The following is a 16,479-nucleotide window of genomic DNA, read 5'->3' on the forward strand; positions in this document are numbered from 1 at the left end:
GCAGCGTATGCTAAGGGACAAAGAAACGACGGAGGACAGCCATGGGATTTTGCGCTTGGAAAGACTCGTCCGCGCTTATGCGCGAGTATCACGACAACGAATGGGGCGTGCCGACGCACGACGACCAAAAACAGTTTGAACATTTGATGCTTGAGGCTTTGCAATGCGGCCTTAGCTGGAGCCTCATCTTGAAGAAGCGCGAGGTCATCCGCCAATGCTTTGCCAACTTTGACTTCGAGAAGGTCGCCGCGTTTGGCGACGATGACGTGGCGCGAATCTTGGCAACAGAAGGCATGATCCGCTCGGAGAGAAAAGTCCGCGCAGTTATCAAAAATGCAAACTGTTTCATCGGCATGAGAGACGAGTTTGGCACGTTCTCAAGCTACGTTTGGAACATGGCTGGAAACGCCACCATCTTGTACGAGGGGCATGCCGAAGGAAAGGTTCCCGTAAGCAACGGGCTCTCCGCGCGGCTTGCCCACCAGCTGAAGCGCCGCGGGTTTAGCTACCTTGGCCCCGTCACCGTCTATTCGCACTTGCAAGCTTGCGGCATCATTTGCGACCACGACAAGGACTGCCCTTGCTATCAGCGCATCGTCCAGGGCTACCCAACCATTGTCCTTCCGCCTGATAACGAGAAGTTCTAGCAACCCGCCGCTGCCATCAGCGCATGAAGGCAGGCATAGACCCCGTTTTGGTGGCGTCCGCGATATCGACGAGCGCGGATGCCACTGCGTCTTCTTTGACAGACCCAATGTGCCAACGAGCAGCAGCCGCAACTTGCGGGGCGGCATTTGAGACCGCCACGGAATTGGGGACGCCCTCAATGACGGCAAGGTCATTCTCGGAGTCGCCAAAGACGCAGACCTCGTCTAGCCCCACGCCCATTGCGTCCATGAGGGTCCGAAGGCCGCTCATCTTGTCGACGCCGGCTGGCGTGATGTCCAAGGTGGACGAGGTAGGGCTTGGGAAGATGAAGTTGAACTCAGGGAAGAGCGGCACAAGCTGGTCGCGCATCTTCTCGACGTATGCGCGGGGGCGGTCGCAATGAAGGTTGGTCTTCACGAACTCGCCTTCGGGAATGTGCGGGGAAACTTGGTGGAATGCGTGGTACGCCTTTGGATGGCGGGCCATTTCCTCCTCGGTGATGCCAATGCAGAAGTCGCGGTCCTCGCTCATGTCGTCGTAGACGGTTAGCGCCACGCCCTCGCCCTCCGTCTGGCGAAGGTAGCGAACAAGGCGCTCAAGCCCTTCTCTAGAAGGGGCTTTCTTCTCGATCACCTTGCCACGCAAGCGCACTACCTGCCCGTTTACGAAGATGCCGGTCTGAAAGCAGTCGGCGGCATCTTGCTCGAACATCCAAGACATCATGGCGATGGTTCGACCGGAAATGGGGCCGGCAACGGCGACTCCTGTCGCGTTGACGGTCCTGATTGCTGCGATGGCTGCGTCCGAGGCGCGGCCTTGCCCATACGGAATCAGCGTGTCATCAAGGTCCGAGAGGGCTAGGCGAATCATGAAGCTCCCCTTTCAAGGATGCTAAGCCGCTTGCATGTCCACAAGCATAGTAACGCGCCAAGCTGCGGATATTGCGGTAGAGAAATGCTATAAAGACGGTCTCGTATTAAACCTTTTCATGGTCATCTGTTCAAATATGCAACTGATATGTGATAAACCCTTTTACCTGATTACTATCACTAAGTGGCGCCGCTGTTAGAGCGCCGACATAAAAACCTTTATCACAAGGAGGCCTTTATGAAGGCAGCAAGGTGGTACAAGGCTGGCGACATCCGCGTTGAGGACGTCCCCGAGCCCCAGATTGACGACTACTACGACGTAAAGGTTAAGGTGCATTGGTGCGGCATTTGCGGCTCCGACCTGCACGAGTATCTGGCTGGTCCCATCTTCATTCCTGTGGGCACCCCGCACCCCATCACCAAGGAGGCCGCACCCGTCATCATGGGTCACGAGTTCTCCGGTGAGGTTGTCGAGGTTGGTCCCAACGTGACCAACGTCAAGCCGGGCGACCGCGTTGTCGTCGAGCCCATGGTTGTCGACGACGATTGCCCCTCTTGCAAGGACGGCCGCTATAACCAGTGCGTCAACCTTGGCTTCCATGGCCTTGCTGGTCGCGGCGGCGGCTTCTCCGAGTACACCACCTTCCGTCACAAGTTTGTGCACAAGATCCCCGACAACCTTCCTTATGACAAGGCCGCTCTTGTCGAGCCTCTTTCCGTTGGCTATCACTCCCTTGAGGCTGGCAACTTCCAGCCTGGCATGAGCGCCGTCGTGGCTGGCGCCGGCACCATCGGCCTTGCCACCGTCGAGAGCCTGAAGGCCATGGGCGCAAGCCAGGTCATCATGGTTCAGCGCAAGTCCGTCCGCCAGGAGTACGCAAAGAACTCCGGCGCCGACGTTGTGCTTGACCCCAACGAGTGCGACCCCGTTGCCGAGATCAAGCGCCTGACCGGCGGCTATGGCGCTGACATTGCCTTTGAGTGCACCGGTGCCCAGGCCTGCTTCGACTACCTGCTGGCCGGCATCCACCAGGGCGGCACCCTTGTTGTGACCTCCATCTGGGAGAAGCCCGCTCAGGTCAACCTGAACGACATCTGCATTCCCGAGAAGAAGGTCGTCGGCTCCATCTGCTATTGCAACGACTTCCCCAAGGTCATCGACCTTCTCTCCAGCGGCAAGATTCCTGCCGAGGGCTTCATCACCAAGAAGGTTGCTCTGGACGACATCGTCGAGGAGGGCTTCAAGACCCTGACTGGCCCCGAGAAGAAGAAGCAGGTCAAGATCCTGGTCTCCCCCGATCCGGAGAACCTGTAGAGCTAGATTCGCTCTGTAAGCGTGCCGCGTAGCACCGTAGCGCGACCCCCCATGACGATGGCCCCGCGTTTCCGTTGATTGCGGAAGCGCGGAGCCATTTTTGTTTGCTGTGCTAGTTGAGTGGGCCGGCGGCGTGCGGGCGGGGCGGGCGCCGTACGGGCGGCGTGCGGGCGGGGCGGGTGCTGCCAACTTGCGCGACTTTTGCAGCACTTTTCTGCCACCTTATGCGAGTTTTGCAGCACTTTTGCCAAGTTGAGCGACTTTTGCGGCTGCAAAACTCGAACAACTTGCCACGGGCTTCTCGGGCTGCCAGGTTATGCGAGTTCTGATGCAGCAGAACTCGATTTACCTGCCATCCCGGTTCCCCGCTGGCAAGTTGATCGACTTTTGCAGCACCTTTCTGCCACCTTGTGCGACTTATGCAGCACTTTTGCCAGGTTGCGCGACTTTTGCGGCTGCAAAACTCGAATAACTTGGCAGGGAGCCATCGTGTGGGACTCCCCACAGGATGGAGCTCCCCATTGTGTGGGTCTTCTCGGCATTTGCGCAGGTCGTCGTTGCTGTCGTGTGGGGATTCCCGGGACGGCGCGACAGGAGCCCCCGTTGTGTGGGGCACACGATGCGCTGGGACCTCCAAGACCCACACGACAGGCTGCGCCAACTGGGGAAACGCCGAGAAGACCCACACGACGGGCGTCTGCCCTTCTCGCCCGTCCCACACGATGGGACGCGTCCCCGTGCCCGTCCGAGAATCCCCACACGACAGGCTGCGCCAGCTGCGAAAACGCGGCGGAAACTCCCACACAACGGAAAGCCTCCGCCCTCCGCCAGCCCAGACGCCGAACCGCTAGCTACAGCTCAAGCCCGGCGCCGTCGCGGGCGATGACGCCCTTGTACCACTCGAAGGAATCCTTGCGATAGCGCTTGCACTCCTTGGGGTCGTCGTCGGTACGGTCGACGTAAATCAGACCGTAGCGCTTCTTCACGCCGTTGCTGGTAGAGAGCAGGTCGACGGCAGACCAAGGGCAGTAGGCAATCATCTGGACGCCATAGTCCATGGCTCGCTTCATCGCGGCAATGTGGCAGCCAAGGTAGTCAATGCGGTACGGGTCGTGAACGTGACCGTCGGGAGTCAGCTGGTCGTAAGCGCCAAGGCCGTTCTCGCAAATCATAAGCGGCTTGCCATAGCGCATCCAGATGTCGCGCAGCATGTACTCCATCCCGATGGGGTCAATGGCCCAATCCCAATCGTTCGTCTCGAGGTTGGGGTTCTTGCACATCTGATAGAAGCCGGGATGCGTCTCAAACCCGCTCATTGCGCCTTTCTTGCCCGTCAAGTTAACGCCATTCCAGCGCATCTCATGCGTGCCGTCGTCCGGGCAAGCGCAAGCGCATTCGCTGGCGTAATAGTTGAGCCCCAGCATGTCAGAAGTTCCAGATTTGATGAGCTCCATGTCGCCGGGCTCGATCTTGGGAGCAAGGCCGTGGGCATCCAAGTACGCCAACGCCGAGTCGGTGTACTTGCCCTTGAAATAGATGTCCAGGTAGTAGCCGTTGCGCAGGTCATGGGCGTTCTGGGCGGCCATGACATCCTCAGCGCGGGAGGTCAGCGGATAGATGGGAGAGTAGCCAATCACGGAGCCCACCATGCCGCCGGGCACCAGCTCATGAACCAGGTTGCAAGCAATGGCATGGCAAAGGTTCATGTGGTGGTTAATCTGGTAGCGAAGCTGGTTGTTTCCGCGCAGCTCCTTGGGGACGTAGCACTTCTGCGTCCAGTACTGCACGATGATGGACTGCTCGTTGATGGTGGTCCAATACTTGACCTTGTCACCGTACTCGCTGATCACAAAGCGCGCGTACGCCTCAAAGTCGTCCACCACTTGGCGAGAGACCCAGCCGCCGTAGCGCTCCACAAGCGCCCAAGGAAGATCGTAGTGATACAGCGTCACGATGGGCTCAATACCATGCTCTACCAGGTCGTCAATGAGGTCGTGATAGAACTGGACGCCCTTGGGGTTAGGCTCGCCAGTGCCGTCCGGCATGACGCGCGACCAAGCGATGGAGAAGCGATAAGCGCGAAGCCCCATCTCGGCCATCAACTCGACGTCCTCGCGGAAGTGATGGTAATGGTCGCTTGTTACCTCGGCCGTGGCAAAGCCGCGCTCGCGATAGTTGTCCTGGTTGATGACGTCTTGCTGAGAGAGCTTCTTGCCATCCTCAAGGGCGGCTCCCTCAACCTGATATGCGCTGGTAGACGCGCCCCAAAGAAAGTCCTTGGGAAATGCGGTGGTAGTGTATGACATGGCAATCCCTTCCCGGATGTCCGTACGAATGGCTCGTGGCGACTAGGCTGCCTGGGCGACCGTCTCGGCGCCCTTTTCCTGCGTGCCCTTGCCAAAGGCCAGGGTTGCGACGAAGCCCACGGCGAAGGACACGGCCATCACGAGAAGCGCAAGCCAGAGGTTGGTGAATGAGCCGTCGGGGCTGATGTAGGCAGGGAACGCGATGAAGCTGCAGGCGGTGATGACGTACTGGGTCATGCCGGTGATGCCAGCCAGGGCGCCGCCGATGACGCCGCCAACCATGGCGCCCTTGAGCGGGAAGCGCTTGGTGAAGAGCACGCCGTAGACGCCGGGCTCGGTGATGGAGCACAGGGCGGAGATGCCGGCGCCGATGGCCACGGACTTCTCGTCCACGTCCTTCTCGATCCTGGCGGCAGCCATGCAGGCGCCAGCGACGGCCATGTTGGCGGCAACCATGCCTGCGCAGATCAGCGGGTCGGAGCCGACCTCGGCCATAAGCGTGAACTGCAGCGGGTAGAGGGCGTTGTTCATGCCAAAGAAGACGAGCCACGGGGTGAAGCAGCCGACGAACGCGACGGCGACGGCGGGCGCGGCGTGGTAGACGGCGAGGAGCACGGTGGCAAGGCCGGTGCCGATGGTGTAGCCGATGGGGGCAAGCACGATGAGCGTGACGGGGGCGACGACGAGCATCGTGAGCAGTGGGGCAAAGACGGTGCGCAGCACGTCGGGCAGAACCTTCTGGAACCAGCGGTAGACGACGCTCATGAGCAGGACGCCCAAGATGATTGGGAACACGGTGGCGTTGTAGGTGACCTGTGCCACGGGGATGCCAAAGAGGTCGAGCGAGCCGTTGTCGATGTTGATCGTGTAGTAGAGCAGGATTGCACCAAGGAAGGCACCCAGGTAGCCGTTGGACTTCAGGCGCGTGGCCGCGGAGAAGCCAATGAAGACGGGCAGGAAGTAGAAGGTTGCCTGGTTGATATAGGAGAACAGGCGGTAGGTGCCACTGTCGGTAGAGACGCCGAAGAAGTTAACGAGCAGCGAGAGCACCGCGCCCATAAGGCCGCCGGCGATGATGACCGGGATGACCGGCGAGAAGGTGTCGCCGAGGAAGGAAAGGATTGCGGAGACGACCTTGCCGTGGTCCTTGGGGTCCTTGGTGTCGGCCGCGGCGGCCTCGGGGTCGTCCACGACGCCGGCAGCGTTGATGCCGTCTACCTTCTGGAACTCCTCGTAGAGCGAGGGGACGTCCTGACCGATGACGAACTGGTTCTCGCCGTTCTGGACGACGAGGGTCAGCACGCCTTTGATGGACTTGCCTGCCTCCTCGTTGAGCTTTGACTGGTCCTTGAGCTGCACGCGCAGGCGCGTCATACAGTGCGTCACGCTGGCGATGTTGCCAACCCCGCCGCACGCCTCGATGATCTGGTCGCGCATCGCTGCGTAGTCTTTCTTCGCTGCCATGGTCTCTCCCTCTGTTGCACTTGGCGCGGAACTTGCTTGCAGTGGCCTCTGCTTTGATTGACTGCATCCTAGCAAGGGGCGCCAAGTGCGCGGGGTCCATTGTTTGGGCCCTAAGGCGACAGGAGAGCGACAGCTTCAGCTGCGGCGTTACGAAGTGGCAAAGAGCTGATAATAGCGGTGGTAAAGGAGGTCGAAGAAGTACGCCATCCCATAGATCTCGAAGACCGAGCCCGCCTGCGCGACCCGCTGCCCAGACAGGCGGACGGCGTAGTCAAAGCGCGCGAGAAGCGCGTCCTCGGCGTCCGCCGTCACCAGCGCGCGAGGCACGGGCAGGTTTTCGAGCAGGGGCAGCACGGCGCGGGCATAGTTGCCACGCTCGGAGATCACGATGACGGCGTCGTCAAGCCCCAGCGAGGCGAGTCGGGAGACGTCGTGGGTGGTGTCGGTGACCACGTTCACGATCTTCTCGAGGTAGACCATCGACTGCTGGAACTGCCGCGTGGTCATGCTCGAGAAGTCGGACGTCAGGAGCACCACCGTTGAGGCATCGTGCAGAAGATAGGCAAGGTCGTCGAGTGTTGCGTCGTCTACCTGCTTGTTTATCTGGTCGATCATGCCGTCGATCGAGGACGCCAAGTACTCGCGGAAGTCCTCGTGGTTGGTGTGGCCCACGTACTGAGCGCGATGGCGGTCCCACTCCCACGAGTACGACTTGAGGTCGGAGAAGTTGTCAAGCCCAATCGACTGGCAGAATCGGCGCACGCCCGAGCGCGACGTGAAGCACTCCTCGGCGACGTCATAGACGTTCAGCTTTCCGATGCGGTGGAAGTTCTCGAGGAAGTAGCGCGCGAGAACCGCGTCTGTCGACTGGGGGCTTTCCGTGTTGATGACGGCAAGCAGAGAGTTCAGCAGGCTGAAGTGCTGGATTGAGCTGCGCCGCGTGTCTGGAGCGGACGCGGAGCCGTCGTCGGTGCCGGCCGCGCCCGCGGCCTTCTTCGGACTCGCATCGTCTGCCATGGCGCCCCTCCCCGTCTGCACGTTACGGCCCATTATAGACGGGAGTGTAGCTTGGACTTGCCAAGCGCTCGGCGCTGGGCTCATGCGGCAACTCTGTGTGTTCTCGCGCGAGAGTCATCCCATTAGTTCACAATACGTATAGTAGCCAACACAATTGATACATCGTGTGTGTCTTTTAGGGGGACGCTATGGGATACACAGAACGTGAGCACTGGTGCCGTCGGGAAGACAAGAACGTCTATGGCAAGCTCTTCCTTCCGGACGGCTGGGAGGACGGCAGGCCGCGTGCGACGGCAATCTTCTCGCACGGCCTTTCCACCAACCACGGCGACATGGAGCCCTACGCTCGCACCGCCGCCGAGCGCGGCATGGTTACCTACGTGTTCGACTTCTGCGGAGGTGGCAACTACAGCAGAAGCGACTGGCAGGACAACATGTCGCTCTTCACCGAGCAGCACGACCTCGAGTCTGTTGCCTGGGAGCTCTCGCGCGAGCCCTTCGTGGACGAGCGCAACATCTTCCTGTGCGGAGCAAGCTTGGGCGCCACCATCACGCTCATGGCTGCTCGCGCCAACGCCGAGCTCGTGAAGGGATGCGCGCTGCTCTACCCCGCCTTCAATCTCTACGATGCCGTGCATGCCGCATGCCCCAACCGCGACGACCTGCCCGAGCGCTACCCCATCATGAGCATGGAGGTCTCGGGCGACTTTTTGCGCTCGTGCTGGGACTACAACTTCTTCGAGCACATTCCCGCGTTCCCGCGCGACGTGATCATCTTCCACGGAGACGCCGACAAGGCCGTGCCCCTCTCCTACTCCCAGCGCGCGGCGGAGCTCTTCCCCACCTGCGAGCTGCACGTGATTCCCGGCGGCGGGCACGGCTTTGTGGACCCCTACTACTGGCAGGTGGTCAACCAGGCCGCCGACTGGCTGAAGGCGCATATCTGGTAGGGAAAGGACACCGCCGCCGGCGCTGCGCCGGCGGCACAAGCGACGTCCTAGCGCTCGCAGAGCCACCACTCGGCTGACATCGGGGCAAGCTCGGAGCCGCCGCCAAAGTCGTGGTCCGCGCCGGTGATGAGGTCTACCGCGCGACCGCAGCCGGCGTCAAAGTGGGCAACGAAGGGCTGGTCAGAGGCGTTGATTGCCACAATCACGCGCTCTCCTTCCGTCTGGCGCTGGAACAGCAGCTGCTGGGGCTGGCAGAGAATCTGCTTGTAGTCGCCCCAGATGAGCGCCTTCGAGCCCGCGCGCGCCTTGGCAAGCGCGGCAATCCAGTCCGTAAGGTCGTTCCACTCGGGAGCGTCGAGGGCCGGGCGCAGCTCGTGGTCGCCAAAGCGCTGCTCGCCCTCGATGCCCCACTCGCTTCCATAGTAGACGCACGGCACGCCACACATTGCAAAGAGCAGACCGTAGAGGGGCTTGAGCTGGGCCTTGTTGTCCAGCTTGGTCGCGATGCGCGGCACATCGTGGTTGTCAACAAAGTTCAGCAGGTGCTTGCCCGTGTAGAGGTCCCAGGGGTCCGAGCCGCTCTGGCGCTCGAGCGCATAGGCAATCTCGTGCATGTTGGCGGTGTTCATCGAAGACCACAGACCCTTGTAGGCCTCGTAGTTGGTCACCGAGTCGCACAGGCCGTCGCCCATCCACTGGTTGTAGTCGCCGAACATGGTCTCCCCGACCAGCACGAACTTGTCGCCGCGCTTCTCGCCAATCTGGTCGGCCACCTGGCGAAGGTAGCCAAGAAAGCCGCGGTCTAGGCAGTAGGCAACGTCCAGGCGCAGCCCGTCGATGTCGTAGTCTCGCTCCCAGGAGCGAATCATGTCGGCGATGTAGTCGTTGAGCTGGAAGCTTCCGTGGTTGAGCTTCACGAGGTACGGAACGCCAGCCCAGGTCTCGTAGGAGAAGCCGTCGTTGTACTCGGTGTTGCCGCCCCAGTCGATGTTGAACCAGCTGGCATATTGGCTTGCCTGTCCCTTCTCGCGAACGTCCTTGAAGGCAAAGAAGTCGCGGCCAACGTGGTTGAACACGCCATCCAGAAGGACGCGAATTCCCGCCTCGTGGCAAGCATCCACAACGGCTCTCAGGTCAGAGGCCGTGCCCAGGCGGCAGTCAACCTTGCCGTAGTCGGTCGTGTCATAGCCGTGCGTCAGGCTCTCGAAGACCGGGTTCAAGATGAGGCATGTGACGCCTAGGCGATGCATGTGGGAAATCCAGCCGTCGTCAATGAGCTTGAGCAGGCGGTGCTTAAGGACGCCGTCGTTCTCGTAGGGGGCACCACAAAGGCCAAGCGGATAGATCTGATATACAAACGAGGGCTCATACCAGCTCATCGTTTTCTCCTCTCGTGTGCCGGGACCGCCGTCTGCGGTCGCGCAGTCCCCATCATTGTAGCCATGAAGTGTTGAAGAACCTAGAGATGCGAATGGCCGCGACTAAAAGCCGCGGCCACCGGGAAGGGGTCCCCCGACTCTTCGGAGGACGGGAGGGACGACCGGGTGTTCGGGAGTACCGGTCGTCAATTACATAGTGAACATTGGCTATTTCAATACAGTGAACTAGCTGTAACGCGTCGATTCACTACGGTTCCGCTAACCGAATTGCCGCTGAAGGGAGCGCTGGCGCGACAGAAGCGCCTACTTTAGCGACTCAAGACCCTCGACGATGATCTTGTTGGCCTCTTCGGACGCGACCTCGAAGAACTCGGGCGTAAGCAACGTATAGGAGGGCTGCTCGTCAAGGTGGCAGGCCTTGTTCACCTCGACCACGTGCTTAGCCGCCTCAACGGCTCCGCGAAGGTCGTGCTGAGCAATGGAGTACTGGGGGAAATGGCGGCACTGGTCGATGAGGCTGTCAGTGACTTCGGGAACCATCGCGATCGACTTCGTGCGCCCAAAGAGCGCGAAGTCGCCCTGCTTTGAGATGCGCACAGACTCGCCAGGCTTAAGGCCGATGCTCGCAATATAGGCTCGCGTGTGCTTGTTGTAGGTGTGGTCAGCGACCAAGTGAGCCCAAACGCCCAGCGTCAGGTCAGTAACGGGCTTCGGGCCACCAACAATGTAAAAATCCCAGAAGGCATTGTAGTCAGGCAGTGGAATATGCTCGCGAAGCGCCAGATGGGTCATTTTGTAATCGATGCGATACGAGATGTTGGGGACCATGTAGCCAACATAGATGTCAGGAACAAAGTTGCCAAAAAGGAAGGCATTGATGTCGTGAATGCCCAGCTTATCGGCCCCCTCTTCATGAAGGAGCCGCTCAACGTGGGCAGTATGTATGTTCCAGCTAGGCATAGGAACATGGTAACGCGTCCGCTTGGCTCGAGCGCCGAGGGCGCATAACCTCTACGAAGGCGGCTCAAGGGAGCCGCGTCATTGAGGTTATGCGCGCTCTGCCTTGAGGCAAAGGGCGAATTCGCAGCTGGCGACCCATGAACTGCGGCAATAGCCCCCCGAAAAGCGCAATGGATTCGTCATCAGAGCAATACCGCTACCTGCGGCAATGAAGGGTATGTACGCTTTCCTGAAAGCCTCGGAGGCACCCCAAAACCTCTGGATCTGCGACTTTGCAGAGGGGTGTCCCGAAGGCAAGTGCGCATAACCTCACAGACAAGGGTCTTTTTGCCCGTTGTCTGTGAGGTTATGCGCACTCGGCTCCGATACGTTCCTCCTCAGAAAGAGACCGAGCGCCCTCACGGGCGCTCGGTCTCTTTCTGATGGAAGCTCTAGCCCTTTGTGAGAACAGAAACGAGCCAATCTCTGCGCGAGGGACTCGGCCGCCTTGGCCGAACGCCCAGCGCTCGGCCAATCTGGTTGGCAAGAACGTCTAGCGACACGCCAGACATCTGCGCACGGGTAACGGAGAAGGTTTTCCATCCCATGCTTGCAAGCGAGTTGTACTTCATCGAGTCGTGGTCAAGTGATCCGATGGACAGATGGTTGTCGTAGCTGTCATACTCGGCAGACGTCTTGCGCTTCTGCCAGCACAGGTCTAGCTCGTACCAAGGCGATTGGGTCAGCATCACTTGTTCAGCGTTCCTGCCAACGCGCACGTTAAGCTGCGGTCGCGGAAGGCCGTAGCCGCCATAGCATGGAGGCAGCGTCAGCACAAGGGCAAGCGCGGTCTCCATAGGCGAACGCGAATTTGGCAGGACCCAAGGCAGCGCTCGGCGCGCGATGCATGCTCCATAAAGACCTTTCGAGCGACCAAGGTAAGTCGCAAGCCGCTCAGTCGACGTTAGGGGATCTCTGTCAGTGAAACCACGGGCAGTCCTGTCGCGGCCATAGCGTCCCACCAGCTCCATGCCGATGGCGGCAACTTCAGGCACGCTTCGCCGACCAGCCATCTGCAGGTAGCAGAACTCTGGCGATAAGGCACAGATTCCAGGAGCTAGCCGGATGAGCGAGCCTGCGGGAATTTCCTCGTTCCACACGTGGGGGCAAATCCACGAGGCACGCGGGCGGTCTTCCGCTGAAGCGACCAGCACATGAACAGGATCGGACCGTGACGGCTCTAGCCCAAGCTCGCCCGATACGGCGTCCCAGATCTCTTTGCTCGAAGCTCCAGACCAATCTGCAGCCGAAGACACTGTTGCGCCGTACTCGTCGATGGGCCTTCCTCCCGCCCATGCTCTCATTGCCGATATGTCAGCAAGGGCAATCATATAGGAGAGTATATACTCAGCATATACTACATTTTATGAGAATATTTTTAGCTAATTTATGCATGTTTACAGATAATCAAAGAAATAAGATACTCTCTAGTTTCCGGCTTTGAAGAATGCGCTGAAACCAAAGGAAGTAGCGCTCAGAGTCGCGCCCTCTGCGCAAAAAAGGGCGGTCGGAAACCGACCGCCCCGCAATCATGCAACCCTTCGTGCGCAGCCCGCGCATGACGAATGCCGCTACGAGCGCACCTCGCCGCCAGTGGCACGGCACACCTTGTTGACCAGCTTCTCGTGCGCGCGCTCGACCTCGTCCGATGTCAGCGTGTGGTCGGCCGCACGGTACGTAAGCGAGAACGCCATGGACTTCTTGCCCGGTCCCACGCGCACTGGGTCGCGGTAGACGTCGAACAGGCGCACGCTGTCGAGCAGCTTGCCGCCCGCGCTCTTGATGCGCTGCTCAAGCGTCTCGCAGGTAACGGACTCGTCCACCACGATGGCCAGGTCGACATCCACGCCAGGGAGCGTCGGCACCTCCTGATAGGGCAGCTCGCGCTTGGCCAGACGCAGCAGCGACTCGACTTCCAGCTCGAAGGCGACGACGGGCTGGTCGATGCCGAATGCCGCAAGCGACTTGGGGTGGATGTTGCCCACCCAGCCGATAAGCTCGCCCTTGTTGGCGTAGACCTCGGCCGCGCGCCCGGGCTGCAGCCAGCCGTACTTCTCGGGGTCGGCCACCTTGAAGCGAACCTTGGTCAGGCGCAGCGCGGAGAGAAGGCGCTCAACGACCCCCTTCGCATCAAAGAAGTCATAGGGCTTGTGCTTCTCGCACCACTCGTCGTCGGGCTGACCGCACATGACGCCGCAAACGAAGCGCGGCTCGGTCGGCTGGCTCTTGTGCTCGTGGCCGAAGAAGACGCGGTCAAGCTCGTAGAGCTCGATGTCGCTCACGCCGTGGTCAAGGTTGTACGCCACGGAGCGCAGGAGCCCGGGCAGCATCGAGCGGCGCATCTCCGCCTGGTCGGCAACGAGCGGGTTGATGATCTTGACGGGCACGCCGCGACCCTCCTCGCTCATGCCAAGGCGCTCGAGGTCGCGCGCGTCGGCGAAGCAGTACGTGGAGGTCTCGGAAAGGCCGCACGCACGCAGCACGGAGCCAATCTTGCGAACGCGCTGCTGGTCAACGGTCAGGCCACCGGCATGGTTGCGCGCGGCAGGCAGCGTCGGAGTGATGTCGCCCTCGCCCCACAGGCGCACGACCTCCTCAATCAGGTCAACCTCGCGGGTGAGGTCGGGACGGTTGGTAGGGGCGACCACGCGATAGCTGTCATCGCCCTCGCGCTCGACCGAGCAGCCAAGGCGCTCCAAGCGCTCCACCATGAAGTCGGTCGGTATGTCGGCGCCAGCAAGCGCGCACACGCGAGAAGGACGCATCGTGGTGACAGGAGCAGGCACTGGCGCGGGGTACTCGTCCACGATGCCGGGGCAGACCTCTGCGCCGCAGCACTCCTCGAAGAGCGCCGCCGCAATGTTGGCCACGTCCGCGCAGCGGCTGCCATCGACCTGGCGCTCGTAGCGGATGGAGGCCTCGCTCATCAGGTCGAGGTTGCGGCTCGTGCGAGAGATGTGACCGGACGAGAAGACCGCGCTCTCAAGCAGGACGTCGGTCGTGCTGTCGTCAATCTCGGAGTTGAGGCCGCCCATGACGCCCGCAAGCGCGACGGGCTTGTCGCCGCCGTCGGTGATGACGGCCATGTCGGGCGTGAGCGTGCGCTCCTTGCCGTCGAGGGTCGTGAGCTTCTCGCCGTCAGAGGCGGCGCGCACCACGATGTGGCGCTTGCCGTCGCCGCGGACCTCAAGCTTGCCCAGGTCAAAGGCGTGCAGCGGCTGGCCGGTAAGGAACATCACGTAGTTGGTGACGTCGACGACGTTGTTGATGGGGCGGCTTCCGGCGGCAATCACGCGGCGGGCGAGCCACTCGGGGCTCGGACCGATCTTCACGTTGCGCACCACGCGCGCGGTGTAGCGGCCGCAAAGCTCGGAGTCGTCGATGGTCACGGAAACCAGGTCGTGCGCGTCGGGACCCTGCTCGTGCTTGACGGAGGGAAGCGAGATGTGCGTGTCCTCGTCGAGCATCGCGGAGACCTCGACGGCCATGCCGCACATAGACAGGCAATCGGGGCGGTTGGGGGTGATCTCGCAGTCGATCACGGTGTCCGAGCTGCCCAGATAGTCGGTGTAGAGCATGCCGACGGGGGCGTCGGGCGGCAGGATGATGATGCCGTCATGGTCGTTTCCGAGCCCAAGCTCGCGCTCCGAGCAGTTCATGCCGTACGACTCAACGCCGCGAAGCTTCGACTTCTTAATCTTGACATCCCCGGGGAGCACGGCGCCGATCATGGCCGTGACGACCTTGTCGCCCTCGTTGAAGTTCTGGGCGCCGCAGACAATCTGCAGCGGCGCGGGATTGCCGTTCTCGTCCACGTTCTTGTCGCCGACAGAGACCTGGCAGAGCCACATGTGGTCTGAGTCGGGATGGCGCTTCTTGCTGACGATCTGCGCCGTGTACACCTTGTCGAGGTTGGCGCCGACCTTCTCGACGGCCTCGACCTCGGTGCCGGTGCGGACGAACTCTTTGACCAGGTCATTGGGGTCGTCGGGGACGTCCACCATGTCCTTGAGCCACTCGTAGGAAACTCGCATTGTTGCTGCCTTTCTTTCGCGCCCTAAGGCGCGTCGTCTTCTGTAAGGGACCTCTGAGATTGCGCAGGCGGCGCCGGACTAGAACTGGTTCAAGAAGCGCATGTCGCCAGTCATGAGCATGCGCAGGTCAGGCAGGTCATAGCGAAGCGCGGCAACGCGCTCGACGCCGATGCCGAACGCGAACCCGGTGTACTTCTCGGGGTCGATGCCGCAGTACTGGAAGACGTTGGGGTCGACCATGCCGCAGCCCAAGATCTCAAGCCAGCCGGTGTTCTTGCAGAAGCGGCAGCCCTTGCCGCCGCAGACGCCGCACGAGACGTCCACCTCGCAGCTGGGCTCCGTGAACGGGAAGAAGTGCGGGCGGTAGCGCGTTGCGCGGTCCTTGCCGAAGATCTCGCGGCAGAAGTAGTCGAGCGTGCCCTTGAGGTCGCCAAAGGTGATCCCCTCGTCCACGACAAGCCCCTCTACCTGCGTGAACTGAGGCAGGTGGTTGGCGTCGGCGGTGTCGGGACGGAAGACCTTGCCCGGGCAGATCATGTAGATGGGCGGCTGCTGGTTCTCCATCACGTGCACCTGCACGCCAGAGGTCTGGGTGCGCAGCAGAACGTCGGACTCGCCCTGGACGTGGGCCTCCTTGCCCTCGGGGGCGTTGTCCACCACGTAGAAGGTGTCGCGCGCGGAGCGGCTGGGATGGTCCTCGGGGGCGTTGAGCGCCGTGAAGTTGTACCAGGTGGTCTCGACGTAGGGGCCGTCCTCGACGGTATAGCCCAGACCGCAGAAGATGTCCTCGATCTCCTCGCGAATCTGGCTGATGAGGTGCTGAGTCCCCAGCGAGAGCTCGCGGCCCGGCAGGGTTACGTCAACGGTGTCAGCCGCCATGCGGCGTGCCATTGCGTCGCGCACGAGCTCGGCCTTGCGGCGCGAGATGGCATCCTCGACCTCGGAGCGAACCGTGTTGGCGAGCTTGCCCATGGCAGGGCGCTCCTCGGGCGGAACCTTGCCCATCATGTGCATGAGCGCCGTCAGCTGGCCCTTGCGGCCAAGGGTTGCAACGCGCAGCTCTTCCAGGGCCTCCTCGGACTGGACCTTCTCAAGGCCCTCCTTCACCTGCGCCTCAATGGACTTGAGGTCGTCGGACATCCCCATGTGCTTCTTCCTTCCTGTTCAACAAAAAAATCCGTCCTTAGGCCTTTTCTGCCCAAGGACGGATGTCTCCGCGGTACCACCTTGATTGGCGACGCGCGTTTTCTCTCGCGCGAGCCCACTCATTGTGTCCCGTTCCGTGGGACGGACGGCTCCCCTACTGGCGACCGTGCGAGAACAAGGCGCGTTCAGGTTGCGGCTGGTGGAGTGAACTCCGCACCTCCGCCCGCGTAGGAGCCTTTCAGCCGGTGAGCTCCCTCTCTTGTCCGCTGGCGACGCGAGGCGCAAACCTCTCCGTCATTGCCTAGTGACGCATGGTAGCACAGATGGCTTGTTCGCATCCGAGAATCCGACC

General features: G+C 61.2%; 12 protein-coding genes. 3 read left to right on the plus strand and 9 right to left on the minus strand.

Annotated elements, in window-relative coordinates:
• Positions 1-41 precede the first annotated feature (41 nt).
• Positions 42-647 (plus strand): DNA-3-methyladenine glycosylase I, encoded by a 606-nt coding sequence (locus ACOYJL_RS03460; RefSeq protein WP_433568820.1) that lies wholly within the window; start codon positions 42-44, stop codon positions 645-647.
• Positions 648-663: 16 nt separating this feature from the next.
• Here the strand turns inward: ACOYJL_RS03460 and ACOYJL_RS03465 are convergent, their stop codons facing one another.
• The gene (locus ACOYJL_RS03465; protein ID WP_433568821.1) at positions 664-1,518 is read right to left on the minus strand and encodes an HAD family hydrolase; all 855 of its coding nucleotides are present in this window, start codon (positions 1,516-1,518) and stop codon (positions 664-666) included.
• A gap of 237 nt (positions 1,519-1,755) precedes the next feature.
• Here ACOYJL_RS03465 and ACOYJL_RS03470 point away from each other — a divergent pair, with 237 nt between their 5' ends.
• A complete protein-coding gene (locus ACOYJL_RS03470) occupies positions 1,756-2,832 on the plus strand; it encodes a 2,3-butanediol dehydrogenase (RefSeq protein WP_433568822.1) in 1,077 nt (358 codons plus the stop codon).
• Positions 2,833-3,683: 851 nt separating this feature from the next.
• On the opposite strand, the gene ACOYJL_RS03475 is transcribed toward ACOYJL_RS03470, so the two are convergent.
• The 3 genes from ACOYJL_RS03475 to ACOYJL_RS03485 all read right to left on the minus strand — a co-directional run bounded on the left by ACOYJL_RS03475 (position 3,684) and on the right by ACOYJL_RS03485 (position 7,619).
• Positions 3,684-5,138 carry a glycoside hydrolase family 1 protein gene (locus tag ACOYJL_RS03475; protein WP_433568823.1) on the minus strand — a complete coding sequence of 485 codons (1,455 nt, stop codon included), beginning with the start codon at positions 5,136-5,138 and terminating at the stop codon, positions 3,684-3,686.
• A 42-nt stretch (positions 5,139-5,180) separates the two neighbouring features.
• Positions 5,181-6,602 carry a PTS transporter subunit EIIC gene (locus ACOYJL_RS03480; RefSeq protein WP_433568824.1) on the minus strand — a complete coding sequence of 474 codons (1,422 nt, stop codon included), beginning with the start codon at positions 6,600-6,602 and terminating at the stop codon, positions 5,181-5,183.
• Positions 6,603-6,749: 147 nt separating this feature from the next.
• Positions 6,750-7,619 (minus strand): MurR/RpiR family transcriptional regulator, encoded by an 870-nt coding sequence (locus ACOYJL_RS03485; RefSeq protein ID WP_433568825.1) that lies wholly within the window; start codon positions 7,617-7,619, stop codon positions 6,750-6,752.
• Between the two features lie 188 nt (positions 7,620-7,807).
• Here ACOYJL_RS03485 and ACOYJL_RS03490 point away from each other — a divergent pair, with 188 nt between their 5' ends.
• A complete protein-coding gene (locus ACOYJL_RS03490; protein WP_433568826.1) occupies positions 7,808-8,569 on the plus strand; it encodes an alpha/beta hydrolase family protein in 762 nt (253 codons plus the stop codon).
• A 47-nt stretch (positions 8,570-8,616) separates the two neighbouring features.
• Here the strand turns inward: ACOYJL_RS03490 and ACOYJL_RS03495 are convergent, their stop codons facing one another.
• From ACOYJL_RS03495 to pheS, 5 genes are all read right to left on the minus strand, one after another.
• Positions 8,617-9,948: an alpha-amylase family glycosyl hydrolase gene (locus ACOYJL_RS03495; RefSeq protein ID WP_433568827.1), complete on the minus strand. Its 1,332-nt coding sequence runs from the start codon at positions 9,946-9,948 to the stop codon at positions 8,617-8,619.
• Between the two features lie 303 nt (positions 9,949-10,251).
• The gene (locus ACOYJL_RS03500; RefSeq protein ID WP_433568828.1) at positions 10,252-10,908 is read right to left on the minus strand and encodes a hypothetical protein; all 657 of its coding nucleotides are present in this window, start codon (positions 10,906-10,908) and stop codon (positions 10,252-10,254) included.
• A 431-nt stretch (positions 10,909-11,339) separates the two neighbouring features.
• Positions 11,340-12,203 (minus strand): hypothetical protein, encoded by an 864-nt coding sequence (locus ACOYJL_RS03505; RefSeq protein ID WP_433568829.1) that lies wholly within the window; start codon positions 12,201-12,203, stop codon positions 11,340-11,342.
• Positions 12,204-12,518: 315 nt separating this feature from the next.
• Positions 12,519-14,981: a phenylalanine--tRNA ligase subunit beta gene (gene pheT, locus ACOYJL_RS03510; RefSeq protein WP_433568830.1), complete on the minus strand. Its 2,463-nt coding sequence runs from the start codon at positions 14,979-14,981 to the stop codon at positions 12,519-12,521.
• Between the two features lie 78 nt (positions 14,982-15,059).
• Positions 15,060-16,127: a phenylalanine--tRNA ligase subunit alpha gene (gene pheS, locus ACOYJL_RS03515; RefSeq protein WP_433568831.1), complete on the minus strand. Its 1,068-nt coding sequence runs from the start codon at positions 16,125-16,127 to the stop codon at positions 15,060-15,062.
• Between the last annotated feature and the right edge of the window lie 352 nt (positions 16,128-16,479).

Origin of the sequence: Tractidigestivibacter sp., from assembly GCF_050946515.1 — a bacterium.
Taxonomy (GTDB): domain Bacteria; phylum Actinomycetota; class Coriobacteriia; order Coriobacteriales; family Atopobiaceae; genus Tractidigestivibacter.

Bases quoted from the DNA above. Each gene is read 5' to 3' on its own strand.
- ACOYJL_RS03460 (WP_433568820.1), top strand. From the start codon at position 42: ATGGGATTTTGCGCTTGGAAAGACTCGTCCGCGCTTATGCGCGAGTAT.
- ACOYJL_RS03465 (WP_433568821.1), bottom strand. From the start codon at position 1,518: ATGATTCGCCTAGCCCTCTCGGACCTTGATGACACGCTGATTCCGTAT.
- ACOYJL_RS03470 (WP_433568822.1), top strand. From the start codon at position 1,756: ATGAAGGCAGCAAGGTGGTACAAGGCTGGCGACATCCGCGTTGAGGAC.
- ACOYJL_RS03475 (WP_433568823.1), bottom strand. From the start codon at position 5,138: ATGTCATACACTACCACCGCATTTCCCAAGGACTTTCTTTGGGGCGCG.
- ACOYJL_RS03480 (WP_433568824.1), bottom strand. From the start codon at position 6,602: ATGGCAGCGAAGAAAGACTACGCAGCGATGCGCGACCAGATCATCGAG.
- ACOYJL_RS03485 (WP_433568825.1), bottom strand. From the start codon at position 7,619: ATGGCAGACGATGCGAGTCCGAAGAAGGCCGCGGGCGCGGCCGGCACC.
- ACOYJL_RS03490 (WP_433568826.1), top strand. From the start codon at position 7,808: ATGGGATACACAGAACGTGAGCACTGGTGCCGTCGGGAAGACAAGAAC.
- ACOYJL_RS03495 (WP_433568827.1), bottom strand. From the start codon at position 9,948: ATGAGCTGGTATGAGCCCTCGTTTGTATATCAGATCTATCCGCTTGGC.
- ACOYJL_RS03500 (WP_433568828.1), bottom strand. From the start codon at position 10,908: ATGCCTAGCTGGAACATACATACTGCCCACGTTGAGCGGCTCCTTCAT.
- pheT (WP_433568830.1), bottom strand. From the start codon at position 14,981: ATGCGAGTTTCCTACGAGTGGCTCAAGGACATGGTGGACGTCCCCGAC.
- pheS (WP_433568831.1), bottom strand. From the start codon at position 16,127: ATGGGGATGTCCGACGACCTCAAGTCCATTGAGGCGCAGGTGAAGGAG.